The organism is Streptomyces sp. NPDC027189 (assembly GCF_055566975.1).
The window spans coordinates 61,945-81,090 of the sequence record NZ_JBVHRI010000020.1 but is presented as its reverse complement, the minus strand read 5'-3'; the positions used below and the strand labels follow the sequence as shown (position 1 = coordinate 81,090).

The 19,146-nt window shown below is 70.4% G+C and carries 16 protein-coding genes; 5 read left to right on the top strand and 11 right to left on the bottom strand.

Annotation, left to right across the window (positions count from 1 at the left end; genetic code table 11):
- Nucleotides 1-21 precede the first annotated feature (21 nt).
- Nucleotides 22-546, top strand: a complete 525-nt coding sequence (locus ACZ4RZ_RS35890; protein WP_467751053.1) for a hypothetical protein — start codon at nucleotides 22-24, stop codon at nucleotides 544-546.
- Here ACZ4RZ_RS35890 and ACZ4RZ_RS35885 read toward each other — a convergent pair.
- The 6 genes from ACZ4RZ_RS35885 to ACZ4RZ_RS35860 all read right to left on the bottom strand — a co-directional run bounded on the left by ACZ4RZ_RS35885 (nucleotide 515) and on the right by ACZ4RZ_RS35860 (nucleotide 6,549).
- On the bottom strand, nucleotides 515-772 hold the full coding sequence (locus tag ACZ4RZ_RS35885) for a hypothetical protein (protein WP_467751051.1): 258 nt from the start codon (nucleotides 770-772) through the stop codon (nucleotides 515-517). The genes ACZ4RZ_RS35890 and ACZ4RZ_RS35885 overlap by 32 nt on opposite strands.
- A 168-nt stretch (nucleotides 773-940) precedes the next feature.
- Entirely contained in the window at nucleotides 941-3,094 is a 2,154-nt protein-coding gene (locus tag ACZ4RZ_RS35880) for an MMPL family transporter (RefSeq protein WP_467751050.1), read from the bottom strand.
- A 249-nt stretch (nucleotides 3,095-3,343) separates the two neighbouring features.
- Entirely contained in the window at nucleotides 3,344-4,012 is a 669-nt protein-coding gene (locus tag ACZ4RZ_RS35875) for a response regulator (RefSeq protein ID WP_467751049.1), read from the bottom strand.
- Entirely contained in the window at nucleotides 4,009-5,271 is a 1,263-nt protein-coding gene (locus ACZ4RZ_RS35870; protein ID WP_467751048.1) for a sensor histidine kinase, read from the bottom strand. Before ACZ4RZ_RS35870 ends, ACZ4RZ_RS35875 begins: the two co-directional genes overlap by 4 nt.
- 85 nt (nucleotides 5,272-5,356) lie before the next feature.
- On the bottom strand, nucleotides 5,357-6,124 hold the full coding sequence (locus ACZ4RZ_RS35865; protein WP_467751047.1) for an IclR family transcriptional regulator: 768 nt from the start codon (nucleotides 6,122-6,124) through the stop codon (nucleotides 5,357-5,359).
- On the bottom strand, nucleotides 6,121-6,549 hold the full coding sequence (locus tag ACZ4RZ_RS35860) for a MarR family winged helix-turn-helix transcriptional regulator (RefSeq protein ID WP_399090686.1): 429 nt from the start codon (nucleotides 6,547-6,549) through the stop codon (nucleotides 6,121-6,123). Before ACZ4RZ_RS35860 ends, ACZ4RZ_RS35865 begins: the two co-directional genes overlap by 4 nt.
- 410 nt (nucleotides 6,550-6,959) lie before the next feature.
- Here ACZ4RZ_RS35860 and ACZ4RZ_RS35855 point away from each other — a divergent pair, with 410 nt between their 5' ends.
- Genes ACZ4RZ_RS35855 through ACZ4RZ_RS35840 form a run of 4 tightly spaced genes read left to right on the top strand, consistent with a single transcriptional unit; the run spans nucleotide 6,960 to nucleotide 10,779 of the window.
- On the top strand, nucleotides 6,960-7,877 hold the full coding sequence (locus tag ACZ4RZ_RS35855; RefSeq protein ID WP_467751045.1) for an SDR family NAD(P)-dependent oxidoreductase: 918 nt from the start codon (nucleotides 6,960-6,962) through the stop codon (nucleotides 7,875-7,877).
- Nucleotides 7,877-8,749 (top strand): amidohydrolase family protein, encoded by an 873-nt coding sequence (locus tag ACZ4RZ_RS35850; RefSeq protein WP_467751044.1) that lies wholly within the window; start codon nucleotides 7,877-7,879, stop codon nucleotides 8,747-8,749. Before ACZ4RZ_RS35855 ends, ACZ4RZ_RS35850 begins: the two co-directional genes overlap by 1 nt.
- A 51-nt stretch (nucleotides 8,750-8,800) precedes the next feature.
- Entirely contained in the window at nucleotides 8,801-10,327 is a 1,527-nt protein-coding gene (locus tag ACZ4RZ_RS35845; protein ID WP_467751042.1) for an acyl-CoA synthetase, read from the top strand.
- Nucleotides 10,324-10,779, top strand: coding sequence for a MaoC family dehydratase (locus ACZ4RZ_RS35840; RefSeq protein WP_467751041.1), 456 nt, complete (start codon nucleotides 10,324-10,326; stop codon nucleotides 10,777-10,779). The genes ACZ4RZ_RS35845 and ACZ4RZ_RS35840 overlap by 4 nt, the downstream gene beginning before the upstream one ends.
- Nucleotides 10,780-10,782: 3 nt before the next feature.
- Here the strand turns inward: ACZ4RZ_RS35840 and ACZ4RZ_RS35835 are convergent, their stop codons facing one another.
- From ACZ4RZ_RS35835 to ACZ4RZ_RS35815, 5 genes are all read right to left on the bottom strand, one after another.
- Entirely contained in the window at nucleotides 10,783-11,631 is an 849-nt protein-coding gene (locus tag ACZ4RZ_RS35835) for a hypothetical protein (protein ID WP_467751039.1), read from the bottom strand.
- Nucleotides 11,631-13,298: a histidinol-phosphatase gene (locus ACZ4RZ_RS35830; protein ID WP_467751038.1), complete on the bottom strand. Its 1,668-nt coding sequence runs from the start codon at nucleotides 13,296-13,298 to the stop codon at nucleotides 11,631-11,633. The genes ACZ4RZ_RS35835 and ACZ4RZ_RS35830 overlap by 1 nt, the downstream gene beginning before the upstream one ends.
- 28 nt (nucleotides 13,299-13,326) lie before the next feature.
- Nucleotides 13,327-15,183, bottom strand: a complete 1,857-nt coding sequence (locus ACZ4RZ_RS35825) for a LamG-like jellyroll fold domain-containing protein (RefSeq protein ID WP_467751036.1) — start codon at nucleotides 15,181-15,183, stop codon at nucleotides 13,327-13,329.
- A gap of 99 nt (nucleotides 15,184-15,282) precedes the next feature.
- Nucleotides 15,283-18,300 (bottom strand): glycoside hydrolase family 2 TIM barrel-domain containing protein, encoded by a 3,018-nt coding sequence (locus tag ACZ4RZ_RS35820; RefSeq protein WP_467751034.1) that lies wholly within the window; start codon nucleotides 18,298-18,300, stop codon nucleotides 15,283-15,285.
- Entirely contained in the window at nucleotides 18,300-19,136 is an 837-nt protein-coding gene (locus tag ACZ4RZ_RS35815) for a carbohydrate ABC transporter permease (protein WP_467751033.1), read from the bottom strand. Before ACZ4RZ_RS35815 ends, ACZ4RZ_RS35820 begins: the two co-directional genes overlap by 1 nt.
- Nucleotides 19,137-19,146 lie beyond the last annotated feature (10 nt).

Here is a 19,146-nt window from a genome sequence, read left to right as displayed (position 1 = left end):
GTTCGACTCTGTGGACGACGCGTGTCGCACTCGGTTCCCCGCAGTCCCGCCGCGGTCGCCGCGGACGTCGTGATGGAACTGCGCGTGGCCCTCGCCCGAGGCGGGGTGGCGGCCGCCGAGCAGGCACAGGTCTGGCAGACGCCCGGGATCGACGTCGAGGACGACGAGGTCGAGGACGGGCGGGTGACCGATCTCGTCCGGCTGTTCGCGGGTGCGAACGAGAGGGTCTGCTACGAGTTCCGCACGCAGGAGGAGCCCGCAACGGTCACCGCCCAACAGCTGACGACGAACGGCAGTTACCGGATTGAGCGCCAGGAGGACTCGCGCCGAGACGCGGAGGAGCGTGCCGAACTCGACGCGAGCTCCGAGGCGATCGAGCGGCGGCTCGATCGCGCGGTGGCGGACGGAACGTGGTCGGACGCGGAGCAACGGCTCGATCCGCGCCCATTGCGCGTCCGGCGACGGCACACCCGGACCGACGACTGGCTGATCCAACGCAACTGCACAGTCGTGGTCAGGTGTCTTCGGGTTCCAGTTCGAACGTGAAATAGATGCTCAGCGTGTAGGGCTCGTCCTCGCCGTGAAGGAAATCCCACGACACATCTGCCAGGCGGACTCTTTGTTCCCGCAGCCACTCATGGGCCTTCCTGAAGGCTTCCGCGGCAGTTGTGGCGGGGAACAGCTTCCTGGCGATGGGATGCACCCCAGTCTCAGCGTCCGAGTCGTCGAAACCCTCCGGAACGTCCAGGCAGAAGTTGGGATCCAGCACCATGGGGTGCGCCCTTTCCAGTCGGTTTACCAGTATGAGTCGACCGAGGTTGCCCCTCCGAGCACGACGCCTGGTAAGACCGCCGCACACCCGGAAGGGTTGCTTCTGGCGACCATGCGGCGAGGTGACGCAGCCGGTGGAACGGCCCCGCGACAACGACACGGCCGGCCGTCAGACACTGGTCAGTTGAGGCTGAGGCGACGCCTCCTCATTCACCCCGAACCGGTCGTGCGCCCGTCGCATGGCGCCCGGCGCCCACCACGCGCGCCGCCCGAGCAGCGCCATCGTCGCCGGTACGAGGAGCATCCGTACGACGGTCGCGTCGATCAGGACGGCCAGGGTGAGCCCGAGGCCGATCTGCAGGATGGGGGAGAAGCCGCCGGTCATGAACGCCCCGAAGACGATCGCGAGGAGCAGTGCGGCACAGCTGACCACGCGTCCGGAGCGGCGTAGACCGGTCACCACGGCCTCCTGGGCGTCGCCGGTCCGCAGCCAGGTCTCGCGCATCCGGGCGAGGATGAAGAGCTCGTAGTCCATGGCGAGTCCGAAGGCGATCGCGATGATCAGCGGCGGAGCCGTCAGGCTGAGCGAGCCCAGGCCTTCGGCGCCCAGCGCCCCGGCCAGATGGCCGTCCTGGAAGACCCAGACCACCGCGCCGAGCGCGGCGCCCAGGCTGAGCAGTGTGGTCGCGATGGTCCGCAGCGGGATCAGGACCGAGCCGGTGAAGGCGAAGAGCAGCGCGAAGATGCCGAGCAGAACGGTGGCCGCCGCCCAGGGCGCCCGCTCGGCGAGCATCTCGCGGAAGTCGACCAGCCGGGCCGCTACGCCGGTGACCTCGACGGGCTCGTTCCCGCGTACCTGCCGTACCCGCTCGACCAGGTCGGTCGCCGCCTTGCCGTCGACGCTGCCGGTCGGCTGGAGGTGCACCAGGGTGGCGCCGCCCGGGAGGGCGCGGGAGTCGGTTGTGTCGGAGAGGGCACGGATCCGGGCCACCGTGTCCGCGGCCGCGCCGGGGCGCACCACCACGGTCACCGGCGAGACCCCGGTGCCGGGCGGGAAGTGGGCGTCCACGGTGTCGTACAGCTGCCGTGCCTCGGTGTTGGACGGCAGTTGCTTGGCGTCCCCGATGCTGATCTTCATTCCGGCGACGGGCAGCGCGAGGACCAGCAGCGCCGGGACGAGGGTGGCCAGGATGACGAGAGGACGGCGCGCGGCGAACCGGGCGAGCCGGGCGAAGACGCGGCCCTCATTGTCGGGATCGGCGCCGGACTTGAGGCCGAACCTGGAGCCGGACTTGGAGCCGGCGTCCACGCGGGGGGCGCGGGCCGGTGCGATGCGGGCGCCGAAGCGCGCCAGCAGGGCCGGCAGCAGGGTGACCGCGGCGAGCATGTCGACGACGACCACGGCGGCCACGGCCAGCCCCATGCTGCGCAGGAACGGGCTGGGGAACACCAGCAGCCCGGTGAGGCTGACGGCCACCGTGAGCCCGGAGAACAGGACGGTCCGCCCGGCGCCGGCGACGGTGCGGTGCACGGCCTCGATGACGTCGTCGGTGTGCCGTCGCTCCTCGCGGAAGCGGACCACCATCAACAGCGCGTAGTCCACGGCGAGTCCGAGGCCCAGCATGGTGGTGACCTGGATCGCGTACACCGAGATGTCGGTGAACTGGCTGAAGGCGAAGAGCGCCAGGAACGCGCCCGCCACTCCGCTGATCGCGACCAGCAGTGGCAGCCCGGCCGCCCGCAGCCCGCCGAAGACGACGAGCAGCAGCGCCAGGACGACCGGCAGTGAGATCAACTCGGCCCGCTGTACGTCCCCCTGGGCGCGCCCGCTCATCTGCTGGCCGAGCAACAGCCCGCCGCTGACGTGGACTTCGGGCGCGTCGATCTGCCGGATGCGCTCGGCCGCCGTGTCCACGGCCTCCTTCTTGTCCTTGAACTTCAGGTCGCCCTTGAGCGTCACCGGGATGACGAGGGCCTTGCCGTCCTCGGAGGTGAGCCCGTGGGTGGTGTACGGGTCGGGCACGTCGGCGATTCCCGAGACCGTACGCAAATCGGCGACTGCACGTCCGACTTGGGACCGCAGGCCGGGGTCGGAGACCGAGGTGCCCGCGACGACGGCGGTGATCGACTCTCCGCTCTTGTCGACGCGGTCGAGGTAGGCGGCGGCCCGGTCCGACTCGGTGCCCGGGACATCGGGCACCGAGTCGACGAGCCGGCTGAACACGCCCGTGCCGAGGCCGAAGCCGATCAGCAGCATGAGCAGCCAGACGAGGATCACGGTGAGCGGGCGGCGGGTCGCCGCCCGGGAGATCGTGGCGAGCACGGTACGCCTCCCGGCGGTGGGTGCGGTCGGTGACATCGCCACTCAGCGTCGTGCCGGACAGGGGGCCACCGGATCGCCGGGAGGAGCGGTTTCGGGAACTCCCCCGTGCGAGGGATACCGGGTCCGGTCTCACTCCTCCGAGGGAGCCGGGCCTGCCCGTCGGACAGGCCGGAGCGTCGCCGACCGACGACAACGCCGCAGATGTGCGTGCCAAGCCCCGCGGCCCAGGCGTGATGCCTACGACAGGCCCTAGGAGGCGCCGGGTGTCACCAGACCCGTCTCGTACGCGCAGATCACCGCCTGTACCCGGTCCCGCAGACCCAGCTTGCCCAGCATGTTGCTGACATGGGTCTTGACGGTGTGTTCACTCACGAAGAGCGTCGTCGCGATCTCCGCGTTGGACAGGCCGCGGGCGAGCAGCCGCAGGGTCTCCTCCTCGCGGGCGGTGAGGGTTCCGAGGCGGGTCGGCGCGGGTTCCGGCGCCGCCTCGGCGTGACGGCGCCGGATGAAGTCGGCGACCAGACGGCGGGTCACCGAGGGCGCGAGGAGCGAGTCGCCCGCCGCGACGACACGGACCGCGTGCACCAGGTCGTCGCGCCGAACATCCTTGAGCAGAAAGCCACTCGCTCCCGCGTACAGCGCCTCGTACACGTACTCGTCGAGATCGAACGTGGTCAGCATGACGACCTTGCAGCCGGACTCCGCGCACACCAGGCGGGCCGCCTCCAGGCCGTCCATGTGCGGCATACGGATGTCGAGCAGCAGCACGTCCGGCGCGTGCTCCCGTACCGCCGCCACGGCTTCTACGCCGTCCCCGGCCTCCGCCACCACCTCGATGTCCGGCTGCGCCTCCAGGATCATGCTGAAGCCGCTGCGCACCAGCTCCTGGTCGTCGGCGACCACCACGCGGATGCTCACCCCAGGGCCGCCTGCCGGTCGGCGGTCGCGGGCAGGCGTACCGCGACCCGGAAGCCGCCGTCGGGACCGCGCCCCGAGTCCGCGCTGCCCCCGCAGGCGGCGGCCCGCTCACGGATGCCGATCAGCCCGTGACCGCCGGGTGGCGTGCTGGGCCCACGTGTACCCGGCCCCCGCCCGTCGTCCGTCACCGTGAGCGTCAACGCGTCCTCCGTCCAGTCGAGTTCGACCCGTGCCGTGGAAGCGTACGCATGCTTCACGGTGTTGGTGAGGGCCTCCTGCACCACCCGGTAGGCGGCGACCTCGGTGTCCGCGGGGAGCGGGCGGGGCGCGCCGGTCGTGCTCAGGTCCACCCGCAGCCCGGTGGACTCCGCGACCTGGCCGACCAGTTCGGCGAGGGCCGCGATGCCGGGCTGCGGCAACCGGGCCGATGCCCCGTTCACCTGCTCCTCCTTGAGCACGCCGAGGATCCGCCGCAGCTGTCGCATCGCGTCGCGCCCGCTCGTCGCGATCGCGTCGAAGGCCGCCTCGGCGCGCTCCGGATCGCTGCGCACGACCACCGGGCCGGCCTCGGCCTGCACCACCATCAGGCTCACCGCGTGGGCCAGGATGTCGTGCATGTCCCGGGCGATCCGGGCGCGTTCCTGCGCCGTGGCCCGCGCCGTGTCGGCGGCACGCTCCCGCTCCAGACGGCGGGCCCGGTCCTCCAGCTCCGCGGTGTACGCGCGCTGGACGCGGGTGAGGATCCCGAGCGCGTACGCGCTGAGGAAGCTCGTCAGATGGAAGGCGTACTCGAAGGGCTGGGCGTGTTCCTTGGCCATCATGGTCAGCGAGGCACCGACCAGCCAGGTCACCAGCATGAACCGGCGCTGTACGGGCGGGCAGAGCGTGGCCACGGTGTAGAGGACGACCAGTCCGCCGTAGGCGACGTTCGGCGGCGGCGCGTGATACACCGCCATGGCGGGCGTACAGATCGACACCGCGCAGGCGGACAGGAAGGGCGCCCGCCGCCGCCACACAAGCGGCACCGCGGTGCCGACCGCCAGCAGGAACCCCTGCCACGACAGCCGGTCGTCGCCCTCGTCGGGGAACATCCACTGCAGCGAGGCGGCGAACAGCACCAGCGCGGCGAGCGCGGTGTCGAGGACGTAGGGATGCGTCGTGCGCAACCGCGAGAAGACCGACCGCCATCGGACTGCGGTGGGGGAGAACACCGCCCGCCATCGTGAGACGGCGGGCGTGAACCAGGACTGAGCGGACATACACGGCTCCTCTGGGCAAGGGCCGTCCCAGTATCCCGACCACCGGGCGGCGAAGTCCTCACCGATGAGAGGGATATCCGGCGCCCTACGAGTCGCGCGCTGCCCGCGCTTCGGGCTGCCATCCGAGCGCCCGCGAGATCCCGCGCGCCGCCAGCCGTACCGCCGGGATCAACGCCGGTACCTGAGCGTCGGCCTCGGGCACGACCACCGAGACGGCCGCGACGACCGTCCCGCCCGCGCCGTGTACCGCAGCGGCCACCGACAGGGCGTCGTCGGTGACCTGACGGCTGCTCACCGCGGCCCCCGTGCGCCGCACTTCGGCCAGCAGGCGGCGCAGCCGGGCCGGATCCGTGATGGTGTGCGGGGTGAACGAGGCGAGCGGGCGGTCGCAGTACGCCTCCTGGAACGCCGCCTCGGCGTGCGCGAGGAGCGCGAGCCCCACACCCGTGGCGTGCAGCGGCCAGCGGGCGCCCACCTGGATGCGGACGCCGACCGCGGAGTGCCCGGAGATCCACTCGATGTAGACGACCTCGGAGCCGTCGCGGACCGCCAACTGCACGTTCTCGTGCGTCGCTTCGTACAGGTCCTCCAGGTACGGCAGCGCGATCTGCCGCAGCGCCAGGCCCCGCGGAGCGAGCGCCGCGATCTCCCACAGTCGCAGGCCCACGTGGTAGACGCCGTCCTCGTCCCGCTCCAGGGCGCCCCATTCGGTGAGCGCGCCGACCAGCCGGTGGGCCGTGGTGAGGGTGAGCCCGGCCCGGCGGCCGATGTCCGACAGGCACAGCGCCGGGTGCTCGTGGTCGAAGGCGGCGAGCACGGCGAGCAGGCGGTCGGGCACGGACAGGGTGGTCATGAGTTGAGTTCGGTCTCCGCGACCCGTTGCAGAAGGGCGTGCAGGGTGGCTCGCTCGGCTGGGGCGAGGGGCTGGAGCAGATCGTTCGTGACGCGCAGGCCGGCTTCGTCGGTGTCGCGCAGGAAGGCCCGGCCGTCCTCGGTCAGCACGACGATCCGGCTGCGACGGTCGTCCGGTGAAGGACGGCGCTCGGCGAAACCGAGCTTCTCCAGGTCGTCGACGAGCCCGACGATCGCGCTCGGGTCGTACCCGAGCCGCGAGCTCAACTCCCGCTGCAGCGCTCCTTCGGAGGTGGCGAGGAAGCGGAGCAGCGCGTAATGGCGCAGGCGGAGCCCCGACTCCTGCAGGAACGTGTTGAACAGCTGCCCCGAGCGCAGCCCCAGCCGGTACAGGAGGTAGCCGGTGTCCGCGTGCAGTCCGCGCATCCACGGCTCCTGGGCATCGATGGGGGCAGAGCCTCCGGCAATTTCTGTCGCGCGCTGCTGACCTGCGATGACGGGCTCCCTGGGCCGGGCCCCGGGCGGGGCGGTTCGGATGTGGTTCGGTACGAGGATGACGCCGTACCGCGCTCACGAGGATGACGCCGTACCGCGCTCACGATGACGCCGTTCCGCGCTCACGATGACGTCGTACCGCGCTCACGATGACGTCGTACCGCGCTCACGATGACGCCGTACCGCGCACGGCTTCACGCCGTACTACGCACAGCATGACGCACGGATGAGTCGGCAACAACTATTGACGTCAACAATTATTGTCCTTAGCTTCGATCTCGTAGCCGCAGCTCGGCGCTCCAGGCCGCGCTTGCTGATCCGAAGCTTCGAAGGGACCCCTCGTGCCCAGCATCGATCTCACCGGCAAGGCCGCCGTCGTCACCGGCAGTGGCCGTGGCCTCGGCCTGGCCTACGCGCACGCCCTCGCGGCCGTCGGCGCCTGCGTGGTCGTCAACGACGTCGACGAGGCCGTGGCGGAGCAGGCCGTCAAGTCCATCACCGAGGCCGGCGGCAGGGCCGTCGCCGAGGTGGTCGCGGTCGGCACGTCCGAGGCCGCCGACCGGCTCGTCGCCCGCGCGGTGGAGGAGTTCGGACGGCTCGACATCCTGGTGACCAACGCGGGCATCCTGCGCGACAAGGTCCTGTGGAAGATGACCGACGAGGACTTCGACGCGGTGATCACCACCCACCTCAAGGGCACCTTCACCTGCGCCCGCGCCGCCGCCGTGCGGATGCGCGAGCAGGGCGAGGGCGGCAGCCTGATCCTGGTCGGCTCGCCGGCCGGGCAGCGCGGGAACTTCGGTCAGACGAACTACGCCGCCGCGAAGGCGGGCATCGCCGCCATGGCCCGCACCTGGTCGATGGAGCTGGGCCGCGCGGGCATCACCGTCAACGCGATCGTGCCGGTCGCCGCGACCGCGATGACCGAGACCATCCCGGCCTTCGCGCCCTACATCGAGGCCATGAGGCAGGGCGAGCCGCTGCCCGACTTCCTCCGTAAGGGCGAGGGCTTCGGCACCCCCGAGGACTGCGCGGCCCTTGTCCCGTTCCTCGCCTCCGAGGCCGCCCGCGGCGTCACCGGGCAGGCCATCGGCATCGGCGGTGACAAGGTGGCACTCTGGTCGCATCCGCAGGAGATCAAGGCGGCGTACGCGGACGGCGGCTGGACCCCGGACACCCTGGCCGACGCCTGGGCCGCCTCGGTCGGTGCCGAACCGCAGACCGTCGGGATCCCCGCGCCGAAGCTGCCGGAGGCGTGATGGACCTGAACGAACTCGTCGCCATCGACGTCCATACCCACGCCGAGGTGTCGTCGAAGGGCCACTCCTCGCTCGACGAGGACCTGCACGACGCCTCCAGTGCCTACTTCAAGGTCGAGGGAAAGCGGAAGCCGACCCTGGAGGAGACCGCCGCCCACTACCGTGAGCGGAAGATGGCCGCCGTGATCTTCACGGTCGACGCCGAGTCCGCCACCGGCACCGAGCCCGTCCCGAACGAGGAGGTCGCCGAGGCCGCGGCCGCCAATCCGGACGTGCTGATCCCGTTCGCCTCCATCGATCCCTTCCGCGGCAAGGCGGGGGTGAAGCAGGCCCGCCGCCTGGTCGAGGAATACGGGGTGAAGGGCTTCAAGTTCCACCCCAGCATCCAGGGCTTCTTCCCCAACGACCGCTCTGTGGCGTACGACCTGTACGAGGTGATCGAGGAAACCGGCACGATCGCCCTCTTCCACACGGGACAGACGGGGATCGGCGCCGGAGTGCCCGGCGGGGGAGGGATCCGGCTCAAGTACTCGAACCCGCTGCACGTGGACGACGTGGCCGCCGACTTCCCGCATCTGAAGATCATCCTGGCGCACCCGTCCTTCCCCTGGCAGGACGAGGCGCTCGCGGTGGCCACGCACAAGCCGGGCGTGCACATCGACCTGTCCGGCTGGTCGCCGAAGTACTTCCCGCAGCAGCTGGTGCAGTACGCCAACACGCTGCTGAAGGACAAGGTTCTCTTCGGCTCCGACTATCCCGTCCTCACCCCCGACCGCTGGCTCGCCGACTTCGAGAAGCTGCCGATCAAGGACGAGGTCAAGCCGAAGATCCTCAAGGAGAACGCCGCCCGCCTGCTCGGACTCACGCCGTAAGGGGCCACCCCATGTGCCATCCCATGTGCGACGACGGACAGGGGCAGACAGATGCGCAATGAGGGACTGGGGTCATGGCCCGCACGCCGGGCCCGCAAGACCCCGCACCGCACCGCCCTGATCCACGGCGACAGCAGTGTCGGCTACGCCGAGCTGTATTCCCGCACGACCCGGCTCGCCCAGGCCCTGCGCGCTCTGGGCCTGCGCCGCGGCGACCGGATCGCCTATCTCGGCCCCAACCACCCGGCGTACCTCGAAACGCTCTTCGCCGCCGGTGTCCTGGGCGCGGTCTTCGTGCCGCTCAACCCCCGCCTCGCCGGAGCCGAGATCGCCTACCAGCTGGGCGATTCGGGCGCCAGGGCCCTGGTGTACGCACCGTCGCTGGCGGGGCTCGTCGCGGGTCTGCCGGGCAGCACCGATGTGCGGACGTTCGTCGAAGTCGGCGACCACTACGAGGAGTTGATAGCCGGGGCCCCCGACGAGGCGATCGACCAGCCCGTCACCGCCGACGACACCTGCATCATCATGTACACCTCGGGCACGACGGGCCGCCCCAAGGGCGCGATGCTCACCCACGGCAATCTGACCTGGAACGCGGTCAACGTCCTCGTCGACCACGACCTGATCGCCGACGAACGCGCCCTGGTCTCGGCCCCGTTGTTCCACACGGCCGGGCTGAACATGCTCACCCTGCCGGTGCTCCTCAAGGGCGGCACCTGCGTCCTGGTCGAATCCTTCGACCCGGCGGCCACCTTCGACCTGATCGAGCGGCACCGGATCACCTTCATGTTCGGTGTGCCGACCATGTTCGACCAGGTGGCCCGGCATCCGCGCTGGGCCGACGCCGACCTGTCCTCGCTGCGCATCCTCACCTGCGGCGGCTCGCCGGTGCCGACTCCGCTGATAGCCGCCTACCAGGAGCGCGGCCTCACCTTCCTCCAGGGCTACGGCATGACCGAGGCCGCGCCCGGCACCCTCTTCCTGGACGCGGAACACGCGGTCGGCAAGGCGGGTTCGGCGGGGGTGCCGCACTTCTTCAGCGATGTACGGGTCGTACGGCCCGACTTCGCGCCGGTCGACGTGGGGGAGACGGGCGAAGTGGTCGTCCGCGGCCCGCACGTCATGCCCGGGTACTGGGGTTTGCCCGACGAGACCGCCGCCGCCTTCGCCGACGGCTGGTTCCGCAGCGGGGATGCCGCCCGGATCGACGAGGACGGCTATGTCTTCATCGTCGACCGCATCAAGGACATGATCATCTCCGGCGGAGAGAACATCTACCCCGCCGAGATCGAGGACCTGCTCCTCGCCCACCCCGACATCGTCGAGTGTGCGGTCATCGGCGTCGCTGACGACAAGTGGGGCGAGGTGCCGCGCGCGGTCGTCGTCGCCCGCGAGGGGGCCGACCTGGACCCGGACGCCGTCCTCGCGTCGCTCGCCGGGCGCCTCGCCAAGTACAAGATCCCGAAGTCGGTCGTCATCGCGGACGAACTCCCGCGCACCGCCTCCGGAAAGCTCCTCAAGTCCCGTGTCCGTACGCGGTACGGCTCCACCAACTCGTCAGCAGGGAAGCGCATATGAGCATCACCGTGAACGGTCTCGACGAGCTGAAGAAGCTCGCGGGCAGCGACCTCGGCACCAGTGAGTGGATCGAGGTCACCCAGGAGCGGATCAACACCTTCGCCGACGCGACCGGCGACCACCAGTGGATCCATGTCGATCCGGAGAAGGCGGCCGAGGGCCCCTTCGGCGCACCCATCGCGCACGGCTATCTGACCCTCTCCCTCTTCATCCCGCTCTTCACCGAGCTCTTGGAGATCGAGGGCGTGTCGACGAAGGTCAACTACGGCCTGAACAAGGTGCGTTTCCCCTCGCCGGTGAAGGTCGGTTCGCGGATTCGTCTGGTCGCGAGGCTCGCCTCGGTCGAGGACGTGCCGGGCGGGGTGCAGATCGCCGTCGACGGCACGATAGAGATCGACGGCGGCGGGAAGCCCGCCGCCGTCCTGCAGAGCCTGTCGCGTTTCTACGCCTGACCTCTAGCCCTCGCGGTACGCGTACACGGTCGTCGCCACGGCGCACGCCCCGGGCGAGACCACCTCGGCCCGGAGCGTGCCGCGTACGGCGTCGTAGTCCACGCCCTCCGTCTCGTACGTCCCGCTCGTGCACAGGCTGCGCTGCGGCAGGGCGAAGAGGCTGGTGACATGGCCCGTGATCGGCTGACCGTCCAGCTTCCGGTCCAGGTCGACCTGGAGCAGCGGCCGGTCCTCGGGGAAGAGCGTGCGCGAGCCGTCGTCCGAGGCGCACAGCAGCCGGGTGGAGTTCACGAAGTCGCAGCCCTGGATGTCACGGACCGGTTTGTCGAGGGTGATCTGCCAGACCTCCGGCAGGGCACCGCCGGTGCGCGGGGTCGAGGGATTGAGCAGGGGAGCGGGAAAGACCTGGAGCCGGTTCTGGTCGCCCCACTCGCCCGACACCAGCCACTGCCCGTCGGGCGACACGGTAGCGAAGGAGTTGTTCAGCTTCTCGCCCGGGTCGAGCTGATGGACGTACTCGTAGCGCTTCCCGGCGGGTGTGGTGACGGCGAACATCTTCGACGTCGCCGTGTCCGGCCCCTGATAGGCGTCGAACACATAGCCCTGCGCGATGTCCGGGTCGCCCACGTGGTTCCAGCCCTTGATCCGCATGTCCAGGGGGATGGAGGCGAGCCCGCGGTAGAGCAGTGAGCCGTTCGCGCGGCTCGCCAGCCCCTGGCCGCCGCTCAGCGAGTCGACGTACGCCGTGCCGGACTCGGTCCAGCGGGGCTCGCCGGCGACAGCGGACGATGTACTCATGCCGACCGTGAAAGCGCCTAACAGGGAGGCCAGAGCGAGGAACTGACGTTTCATCACACACCTGCCACATCGACGAAGACCGGGTTGGCATAGAACCACGTATCGACCCACGGGTCACCGTTGCCGGGCACGTGCGGAATCGGGCCGTGCGGGTCGATCGAGGCGCCGAGATACCCGGCACCGTTGCGGTTGCCGTCGCTGCCGCGCAGCCGGACGTAGAAGGACTCGTCACCGGCGACCAGCGGGATGCGCAGGGTGTAGGTCCCCTTCCGGCCGCTCACATCACGCGTGTGGACGACCCTGGTGTCGGGCGCCCGCCAGTCGTCGCGGTCGGCCACCGGGCCGCGCACCGAGCCGCGGATCACGTCGACGTGCGCCAACTCGGGCAGGACTCCATGAGGGTTGGGGCGCGAGGCGGTCGTCACGGTGACGCTCAGCGTGAGCTTCTCGCCCTTGCGGACGCGCAGCCGGCCGCCCATGGTCACCCCCGGGCCGTGGTCGCAGTCCCGCTTCAGCCGGACGTCCAGCCCGTCGAGCAGATGGCCGTGGTCCAGCCAGACCCGGCCCGCGCGCAGGCCCGCCATCACCGCGCGGTAGCCGTAGCGGGTCACGCCCACATGCGTGCGGCTGAACTGGCCGGGCCAGAAGTCGCCGCCCGGCTGCTGCGTGTCGGTGTTCACCGGGTCCGGGATGTGCCCGGTGTTGTCGAAGTTCTGCCCGGGCGCCCAGTCGCCGTTCTTCCAGGTGTCGAAGACGACACGGTGCACATCGGAGTTGGTGGTGATCGTGAACAGCCGCCCCTCGGCGAGCATCGCGTCCCACATGCCGCCGACGGTCGCCGTCATCCAGTCGAAGCCGCCGTACAGGACGTACGCGTCCTCCGGGTACCCGGCGAAGGAGTTCTCGGACGGCTTGTTGACGTACTCGCCGCGCTGCTGGCCCGAGCCGACCCAGCCGGGGATGCCGCCGCCCTGGGCGCCGGGCGCGCCCTCCATGCCGATCACGATCTCCGGGGCCGCGTCGCGCCAGTTGCGCATCTCGTGCGGGGAGTCGATGCCCAGGCGCAGCGGGTGGTTGGCGAGAACGAGGACGTCGTCGACGTATCCGGTGCGGCGCTGTGCGGCCAGCCACTGGATGGCCTTGACCGCGTGCGCCTCGTTGCGAGCCGTGTCCGGGTGGGTGGGAGAGCCCGCCGTGTAGCCCAACAGCTTGCCGTCGTAGGCGAGTTCGAACTGGGTGAGCAGGTCCACCTCGTGCGGGCCGGGAGCGGCGAAGACGGTCGCGTGCTCGGCGGCGGGGATGTACCACTCCAGGCCCTGGAAGATCAGCTGGCGCGGGTTCTGGGCGCGCGCCTTGAGGATCTCCTGGTGTTCCAGCTTCGCGCCGTAGTTGGCGTGCCCGAAGTTGGAGTGCTCGTTGAAGACCATCCAGTCGAGCCCGTACTGGGCGCCGGCCCGGGCGAGTTGGGAGAACGTGTACTTCGCGTCGTGGCTGTAGACGGAGTGGATGTGGTGGTCGCCCACGAGGTAGGCGAGGCGCGGATCGTTGCCGCCGTAGCGTCCGGCGGAGGCAGCCGCGGGTGTCGCGAGCGAGCCCACCGCGAAGGCCGCCCCGAACAGGCCCGCGCGGCGCAGCAGCCCGCGCCGCGACATGCCCTGCGGGTCCAGTGCGGCGGGGGAGACGGACGGATCGGCCCAGGCGGGCAGTTGCTGCTCGGTCATGATCGTGTGAGTCCCTCGGGTCTTCGGATCAGTGGTTCATGAACGACGTGACGGGAAGGGCGCGCTCGACGATCCGGACGTCGCCGAGCCGGCCGTGCAGAATCTGGTCGATCTTCCCCGCGTACTCGTAGCCGCCGAGCAGCCAGGGCAGACCGAGTGAGATGAGCCCGACGGCGGAGGCGTGCGGATTGCGGGCGACCGGGCAGCCCTGGACGTACATCGTGGTGTGGGAGCCGTCGTTGACGACGGCGACGTGCCACCACTGCTCGCGGGCCGTCTCGTCGCCCCAGTTGGTGGTGATGCCCTGCTGGTTGAGCGGCCGGACCGCCCACTGCGGGCCGGGCCCGTCGGACAGGGAGAGCGTGGCGAGCGGCTCGTCCGGGTCGTCCGCGGTCTTGCCCGCGCCGCCGCCGGTACCGGTGCGGCTGATCAGCGAGGCCCAGGCGTTGTGCGAGGCGTCCCAGTCGGCGGGAAGCTGGTAGAAGGCCTCGACGGTGTAACCGCGCGGGAAGGTCGCCGAGTTGAGAGGGGCGCCGTCGACCGTGCGCAGATACGCGCCCTTCAGCGGAGGCTTGCCGCCCTGGAAGGTGAGGCTGCCGTGGCCCGGCTGGTCCGGGTGGTGGGCCGACGACCAGCTGAGTGCGCCGTCGGCGACCTTGACCACGGTCAGGTCGTTCCCGTGCCCGGAGAGATCGCGGACCGTGCCCTCGACCGCCGTACCGTCGGCGTGGCCGTCGAAGCGCCAGTACGCGACCGTGCCCCGGACGAGCATCTGCGAGGCGGGCCGCGACGGCCGGGCGGGCACCGGAGCGAAGCCCGAGAAGCGCTCCTCGAAGTCGAGGGTGACGGAGAACCGGTCCGCGTCGCCGCTGAGTTCGATCTCCTGCCGCTCCAGCTCGTTGAGGCCCTGGGCGGCCCGGCCCAGGATCCACGGCGAGATCGTCTCGACGTCGATGGTGTTCCGGTCGAGGTCGAAGCGGTAGAGGCGGATCATCGCCGCGCCGCCGTAGTAGCGGTTCTGATAGTTCGTCAGGTGAAGATGTACGTCGTTCCCGGCCGCGTTCTTGTGGGTGGCGCGGGCGGCGGGCCAGTAGTGCCCGTTGAGGGTCAGGAAGATCTGGTCGTGATCATTGACCAGCTCGTCCCACAGGCGCTGTCCGTACGAGGAGAGGGTGTCGTCCTCCACGACCAGCTCGTGCGTGGTGAGGATGACGGGCGTCTTGGGGTGCGCCGCGATGACGTCCTTCGCCCATGCGTAGCCCTTCGCCGACAGCCGCCAGTCCAGTGCGAGGACGAGCCACTGCCGGCCGGCCGCCGTGAAGAGGTGGAAGGTGTTGTAGCCGTCCGGCGAGGCACCGCCGAAGGTGCGCTTGCGCGCGAAGCGCTGCGGCCCGAAGACGTCCAGGTACGGGGTCGCGCCCCGCTGGTCGTCCGTGGACGACCGGATGTCATGGTTGCCCGCCAGCACGCTGTAGCCCACACCGCGCCGGTCGAGGAGCTCGAACGCCTTGCCCGCCGCGTCGAATTCGGCCTGTGCGCCGTTCTCCGTGAGGTCGCCCAGATGCGAGAGGAAGACGATGTTCTCGTCCTTGCCGTGCTCCAGGAGGTAGCGGAGCGAGGCCTCGATCGGCGCGGGGTTGATGCTCGGGCCGTCGAAGAGGTACTGGGTGTCGGGCATGACGGCGAGGGTGAAGCGGCGGCTCTCGGGGTCGGGCCGCCGGCTCGCCTCACGGGGGGCCGCCTGAGCGGTCGCGGGCAGCGCGACGGTCGTGGCCGCCGCGCCGATCAGCGCCGTGGCCCGCAGGAAGTTACGTCTTCCGGCGTCGGCCTGGTCGGCTTGGGCGGCGGCCTGATCGGCCTGCGTCCGGGCATGCGAAGTACACACGTCTGCTCCATCAAAGAGGCATCGAAGAGGTGGGTGCGCAGGGAGGTGTTGAAGGGGTGGGTGCGCGAGGAGGTGTCGAAAGGGTGGGTGCGAGCGAGGTCAGAGCACGCGCAGCGTCCAGGACCAGCGGTGCGTACCGGTGTCGATGAGGTACTCGGGCGAGGTGTCGGGCCCGCACGAGGCCGTGCCCAGGCCCCGGTGCGCGGCGTCGATGTGCACGACGCAGCCGGGCCGCGGCACCAGCTCGTCGTGGTGGGTGGCGGCGGCCAGGTCCTCGGCGCGGTACCGGGTCACGGACACCTGACGCGGTTCGTCCAGTGCGACCGAGAGGCCGGTGGCGTCGGGCGCCGACAGCGTGAACTGTCGTACGCCGTGCCGCCCGCCGCTCTCCTGCGGACGCAGATAGGGGGTGAACAGTTCGTCCACGGGCAGGGAGTGGTGGCCGACGGGCGCGCCGGCGCAGCGGTCCGGATACGACTCCCAGGGACCCGGCCCGTACCACTCCAGGACATCGAGCCCGGCGACGGTCTCGAAGACCGAGCCCACCCGCGCCACGTCGTCGAGGCCGTCCGGCAGCTCTGCCGATTCCTCGACGAGCACACCACCCTCGACGCGCGTGAACACCTGCTCGTGGCGCACGGTGCCCGCCCAGGTGTCGTACTCGGCGAGCACGGTGACGCTCCCCCGGCCACCGGCCGGAAGGACCCCCGTCTCGCTTCGCTCGTCTTCACGCTGTACGGCGACGACCTTGCGTACGAGCGTGTCGAGACCCCAGGAGCGCCAGCGCACCGCGACGCCGCCCAGTTCGTCGTTGTCGGTGGGGGTCCGCCACAACGAGAGCACGGGGGCGGCGGTGAGCAGCGGGTGAACGAGGAGTCCGTCCTCGTCGATGTCGACGGGCTCGCCCGTCACGGGGACGTCCTGCGCGACGTCCTCGTCTCCTATGCCGTCCTCCCTGCCGGACGCCGCCCGCAGCCGCACCTGCGGCAGGCACACCACCGTGCCGCGCGGCGCCCATGGCTCGTCGCCCGCCGTCGTCACGCGCAGCGTCAGCCACGCCTCGCCGGCGTCCTCGGGCAGCGGGAAGGGCAGCGGAACCGTGGCCGACTCGCCGGGGCCCACGTCGGGCAGTTCGGCGGGAGCCGTCAGAGTGCCGCCGTCCGCGAGCGACAGCTCCCACTCGGCGGCCAGCCAGTCCAGCCCCCGGAAGTGCTGGCGGTTGGCGATGGCGAGCCCTTCGTGGTGGAAGTTCGTCAGCATGACCGGCGCCGCGATCTCCCGGTGCTCGTACATCACCGGCTTCGGGGTCCGGTCGGGGAAGACGACCCCGTCGGCGATGAACGCGCCGTCGTGGATCGCCTCGCCGAAGTCGCCGCCGTACGCCCAGCGGTGGCCCGGCGCCGCGACACCGTTGTCATACAGCCCGGCGCCACCGCGCCCGGCCGGTCTTCCGTCGTTCACGCGTTGGAGAATGCCGTGGTCCCAGAACTCCCAGATGAAACCGCCCTGAAGCCCTGGGGTTGACTCGATGGCGGCCCAGTGGTCGGCGAGCGTGCCGTTGCTGTTGCCCATGGCGTGCGAGTACTCGCACTGGATGAGCGGCTTGGTCTGCGTCCCGGAGAGGGCGTGGGCGACACAGTCCTCGATGGGCGCGTACATGGGGCAGGCGATGTCGGACGCCACGCTCGTATCGGCCCAGTCGAGCTTGGCCGCGCCCTCGTACTGCAGCGGCCTGGTCGGGTCGTGGCGGCGCAGCCACCCCGCGGCGGCGTCGTGGTTGGCGCCGTAGTCGGACTCGTTGCCGAGGGACCAGATGATGACGGAAGGGTGGTTCTTGTCGCGGAGCACCATCCGCGCGACGCGGTCCACGAAGGCACTGGTGTAGCGCGGGTCGTCGGCGATCTCGTGCGCGTGGTCGTGCGCCTCGATGTCCGCCTCGTCCACGACGTAGAAGCCGAGCTCGTCGGCGAGGTCGAGGAGGGTCGGGTCGTTCGGGTAGTGGGCGGTGCGGATCGCGTTGAACCCGAAGCGCTTCAGCAGCTCCAGGTCCGCGCGCATGTCCTGCTGCGACACCGTCCGCCCCGTCAGCGGATGGAAGTCGTGCCGGTTGACGCCCCGGATGTAGACCCGCTCGCCGTTGAGGAGCAGGTCACGGCCGCGGATCTCGACCTCGCGGAAGCCGACGCGGTGGTACGAGGTGTCGGCGACCGAACCGTCGGCGCGGTGCAGCCGTACGGTCAGGCCGTACAGCTCGGGCGTCTCCGCAGTCCACGGGCGGACGTCACGCACGACCGCGCCGAGGCGTGCCTCGCCGAGGAAGTCGGAGACCCGCCCGTCCTCGGCGTTGAAACGGTCGAACTCCGCGTCCTGAGCGAGGAGTTGACCATCCAGCTCTCCGGTGACGTACCAGCCCTCGGGCAGTGCGCCGGAACTGCTCCGGACCTGACAGTCCACCCGCAGCTCTCCGTCGAGCCGCGTCCGTACGGTCACGTCGGCCAGATACAGCGGATCGGTGGCGTACAGCAGGACCGAGCGGGTGATCCCGCCGTGCCACCACTGGTCCTGGTCCTCGATGTGCGAGGCGTCCGACCACTTCACGACGGTGAGCCGTACGGTGGCGCGCCGCCCGGGACGGACGACCTCCGAGAGATCGAACTCCGCCGCGAGGTGCGAGTCCTTGGAGATGCCGACCGGCCGCCCGTCGACGTGGACCAGCAGCACGCTCTCGGCGGCACCGACCTGGAGCAGGACGCGGCGACCGGCCCACGCGTCGGGGACGTCCACAGCACGCTCGTACACGCCCGTCGGGTTGGCGGCGGGCGACGCGGGCGGGAACTCGTGCCACGGCATGCGGAAGTTGGTGTACTGGGGGAGATCGTCGGTGCCCTGCATGGTCCAGGCGCCGGGGACCTCGATCCGGGCCCAGTCGCCGAGCGCGGCGTCGGGGGCCGGCAGCAGCTGGAACCGCCAGCCACCGTCCAGCGACAGCGCGCCCGGACGCCGGTCCACGGCGTTCATAGGCAACCGCCCCCAGGAGGTCACCTCAGGTGCCTCCCAGGGGCGCAGGGCGATCAGGGGATCGGCGGGCACTGGTCCGCGGATCGACGGATCGGTCATCAGCGGATGGCCCCCTTGCCGAGGTCGCCGATGATCTGCTTGGCGCCGATCGCGAAGACGATCAGCAGCGGGAGGAGGGCCAGCAGCGCGCCCGTCATGACCATCCCGTAGTCGGTGGTGCCGTGGACGCCGTTGAGCTGAGACAGGGCGACCTGGAGGGTCACGTTGTCCGGATTGGTGAGGGCGATCAGCGGCCAGGCGTAGTCGTTCCACTGGCCCATGAAGGTGAAGATGCCGAGGAAGGCGAGTCCGGGCCGGACGACCGGGAGCGCCACGTGCCAGTACTGGCGCAGGAATCCGGCGCCGTCGAGCTTGGAGGCGTCGAGGAGTTCGTCGTGGATGGCGCTCTTCATGTACTGGCGCATCCAGAAGATGCCGAACGCGTTGGCGGCCGCCGGGACGATCAGCGCGGTCATCGAGCCGATCCAGCCCAGCTTCGCCATGATCACGAACTGCGGGATGGCCTGGAGCTGCGCCGGCACCATGAAGATCGCCATCATCAGGGCGAAGAGCACCCGGCGGCCGGGGAACTGGAACTTGGCGAAGACGAAGGCCGCGAGGGAGTCGAAGAAGAGGACCAGGACCGTGACCGAGCCGGCCACGAGCAGGGAGTTGAACATCGACCCGAAGAAGTCGACGTTGTCGAAGAGGTGGCGGAGGTTCTCCAGGAAGTGCGAGCCGGGCAGCAGCTTCGGCGGGTAGGAGAAGATCTCGGTCGACGAGTGCGTCGACATGATCACGGCCCAGTAGAACGGGAAGACCGAGAGCAGCAGGCCGACGATCAGGACCAGGTGGAGGGCTGTGCCCCGCTGCCGTGAACCCTTGATGGATGCCATGGTGGCGGTC

Coding starts and splice junctions, on each gene's coding strand:
- ACZ4RZ_RS35850 (WP_467751044.1), top strand. CDS start 7,877: ATGGACCTGAACGAACTCGTCGCCATCGACGTCCATACCCACGCCGAG.
- ACZ4RZ_RS35840 (WP_467751041.1), top strand. CDS start 10,324: ATGAGCATCACCGTGAACGGTCTCGACGAGCTGAAGAAGCTCGCGGGC.
- ACZ4RZ_RS35830 (WP_467751038.1), bottom strand. CDS start 13,298: ATGACCGAGCAGCAACTGCCCGCCTGGGCCGATCCGTCCGTCTCCCCC.
- ACZ4RZ_RS35870 (WP_467751048.1), bottom strand. CDS start 5,271: ATGTCCGCTCAGTCCTGGTTCACGCCCGCCGTCTCACGATGGCGGGCG.
- ACZ4RZ_RS35820 (WP_467751034.1), bottom strand. CDS start 18,300: ATGACCGATCCGTCGATCCGCGGACCAGTGCCCGCCGATCCCCTGATC.
- ACZ4RZ_RS35860 (WP_399090686.1), bottom strand. CDS start 6,549: ATGCGCGGACTGCACGCGGACACCGGCTACCTCCTGTACCGGCTGGGG.
- ACZ4RZ_RS35835 (WP_467751039.1), bottom strand. CDS start 11,631: ATGAAACGTCAGTTCCTCGCTCTGGCCTCCCTGTTAGGCGCTTTCACG.
- ACZ4RZ_RS35815 (WP_467751033.1), bottom strand. CDS start 19,136: ATGGCATCCATCAAGGGTTCACGGCAGCGGGGCACAGCCCTCCACCTG.
- ACZ4RZ_RS35885 (WP_467751051.1), bottom strand. CDS start 772: ATGGTGCTGGATCCCAACTTCTGCCTGGACGTTCCGGAGGGTTTCGAC.
- ACZ4RZ_RS35845 (WP_467751042.1), top strand. CDS start 8,801: ATGCGCAATGAGGGACTGGGGTCATGGCCCGCACGCCGGGCCCGCAAG.
- ACZ4RZ_RS35865 (WP_467751047.1), bottom strand. CDS start 6,124: ATGACCACCCTGTCCGTGCCCGACCGCCTGCTCGCCGTGCTCGCCGCC.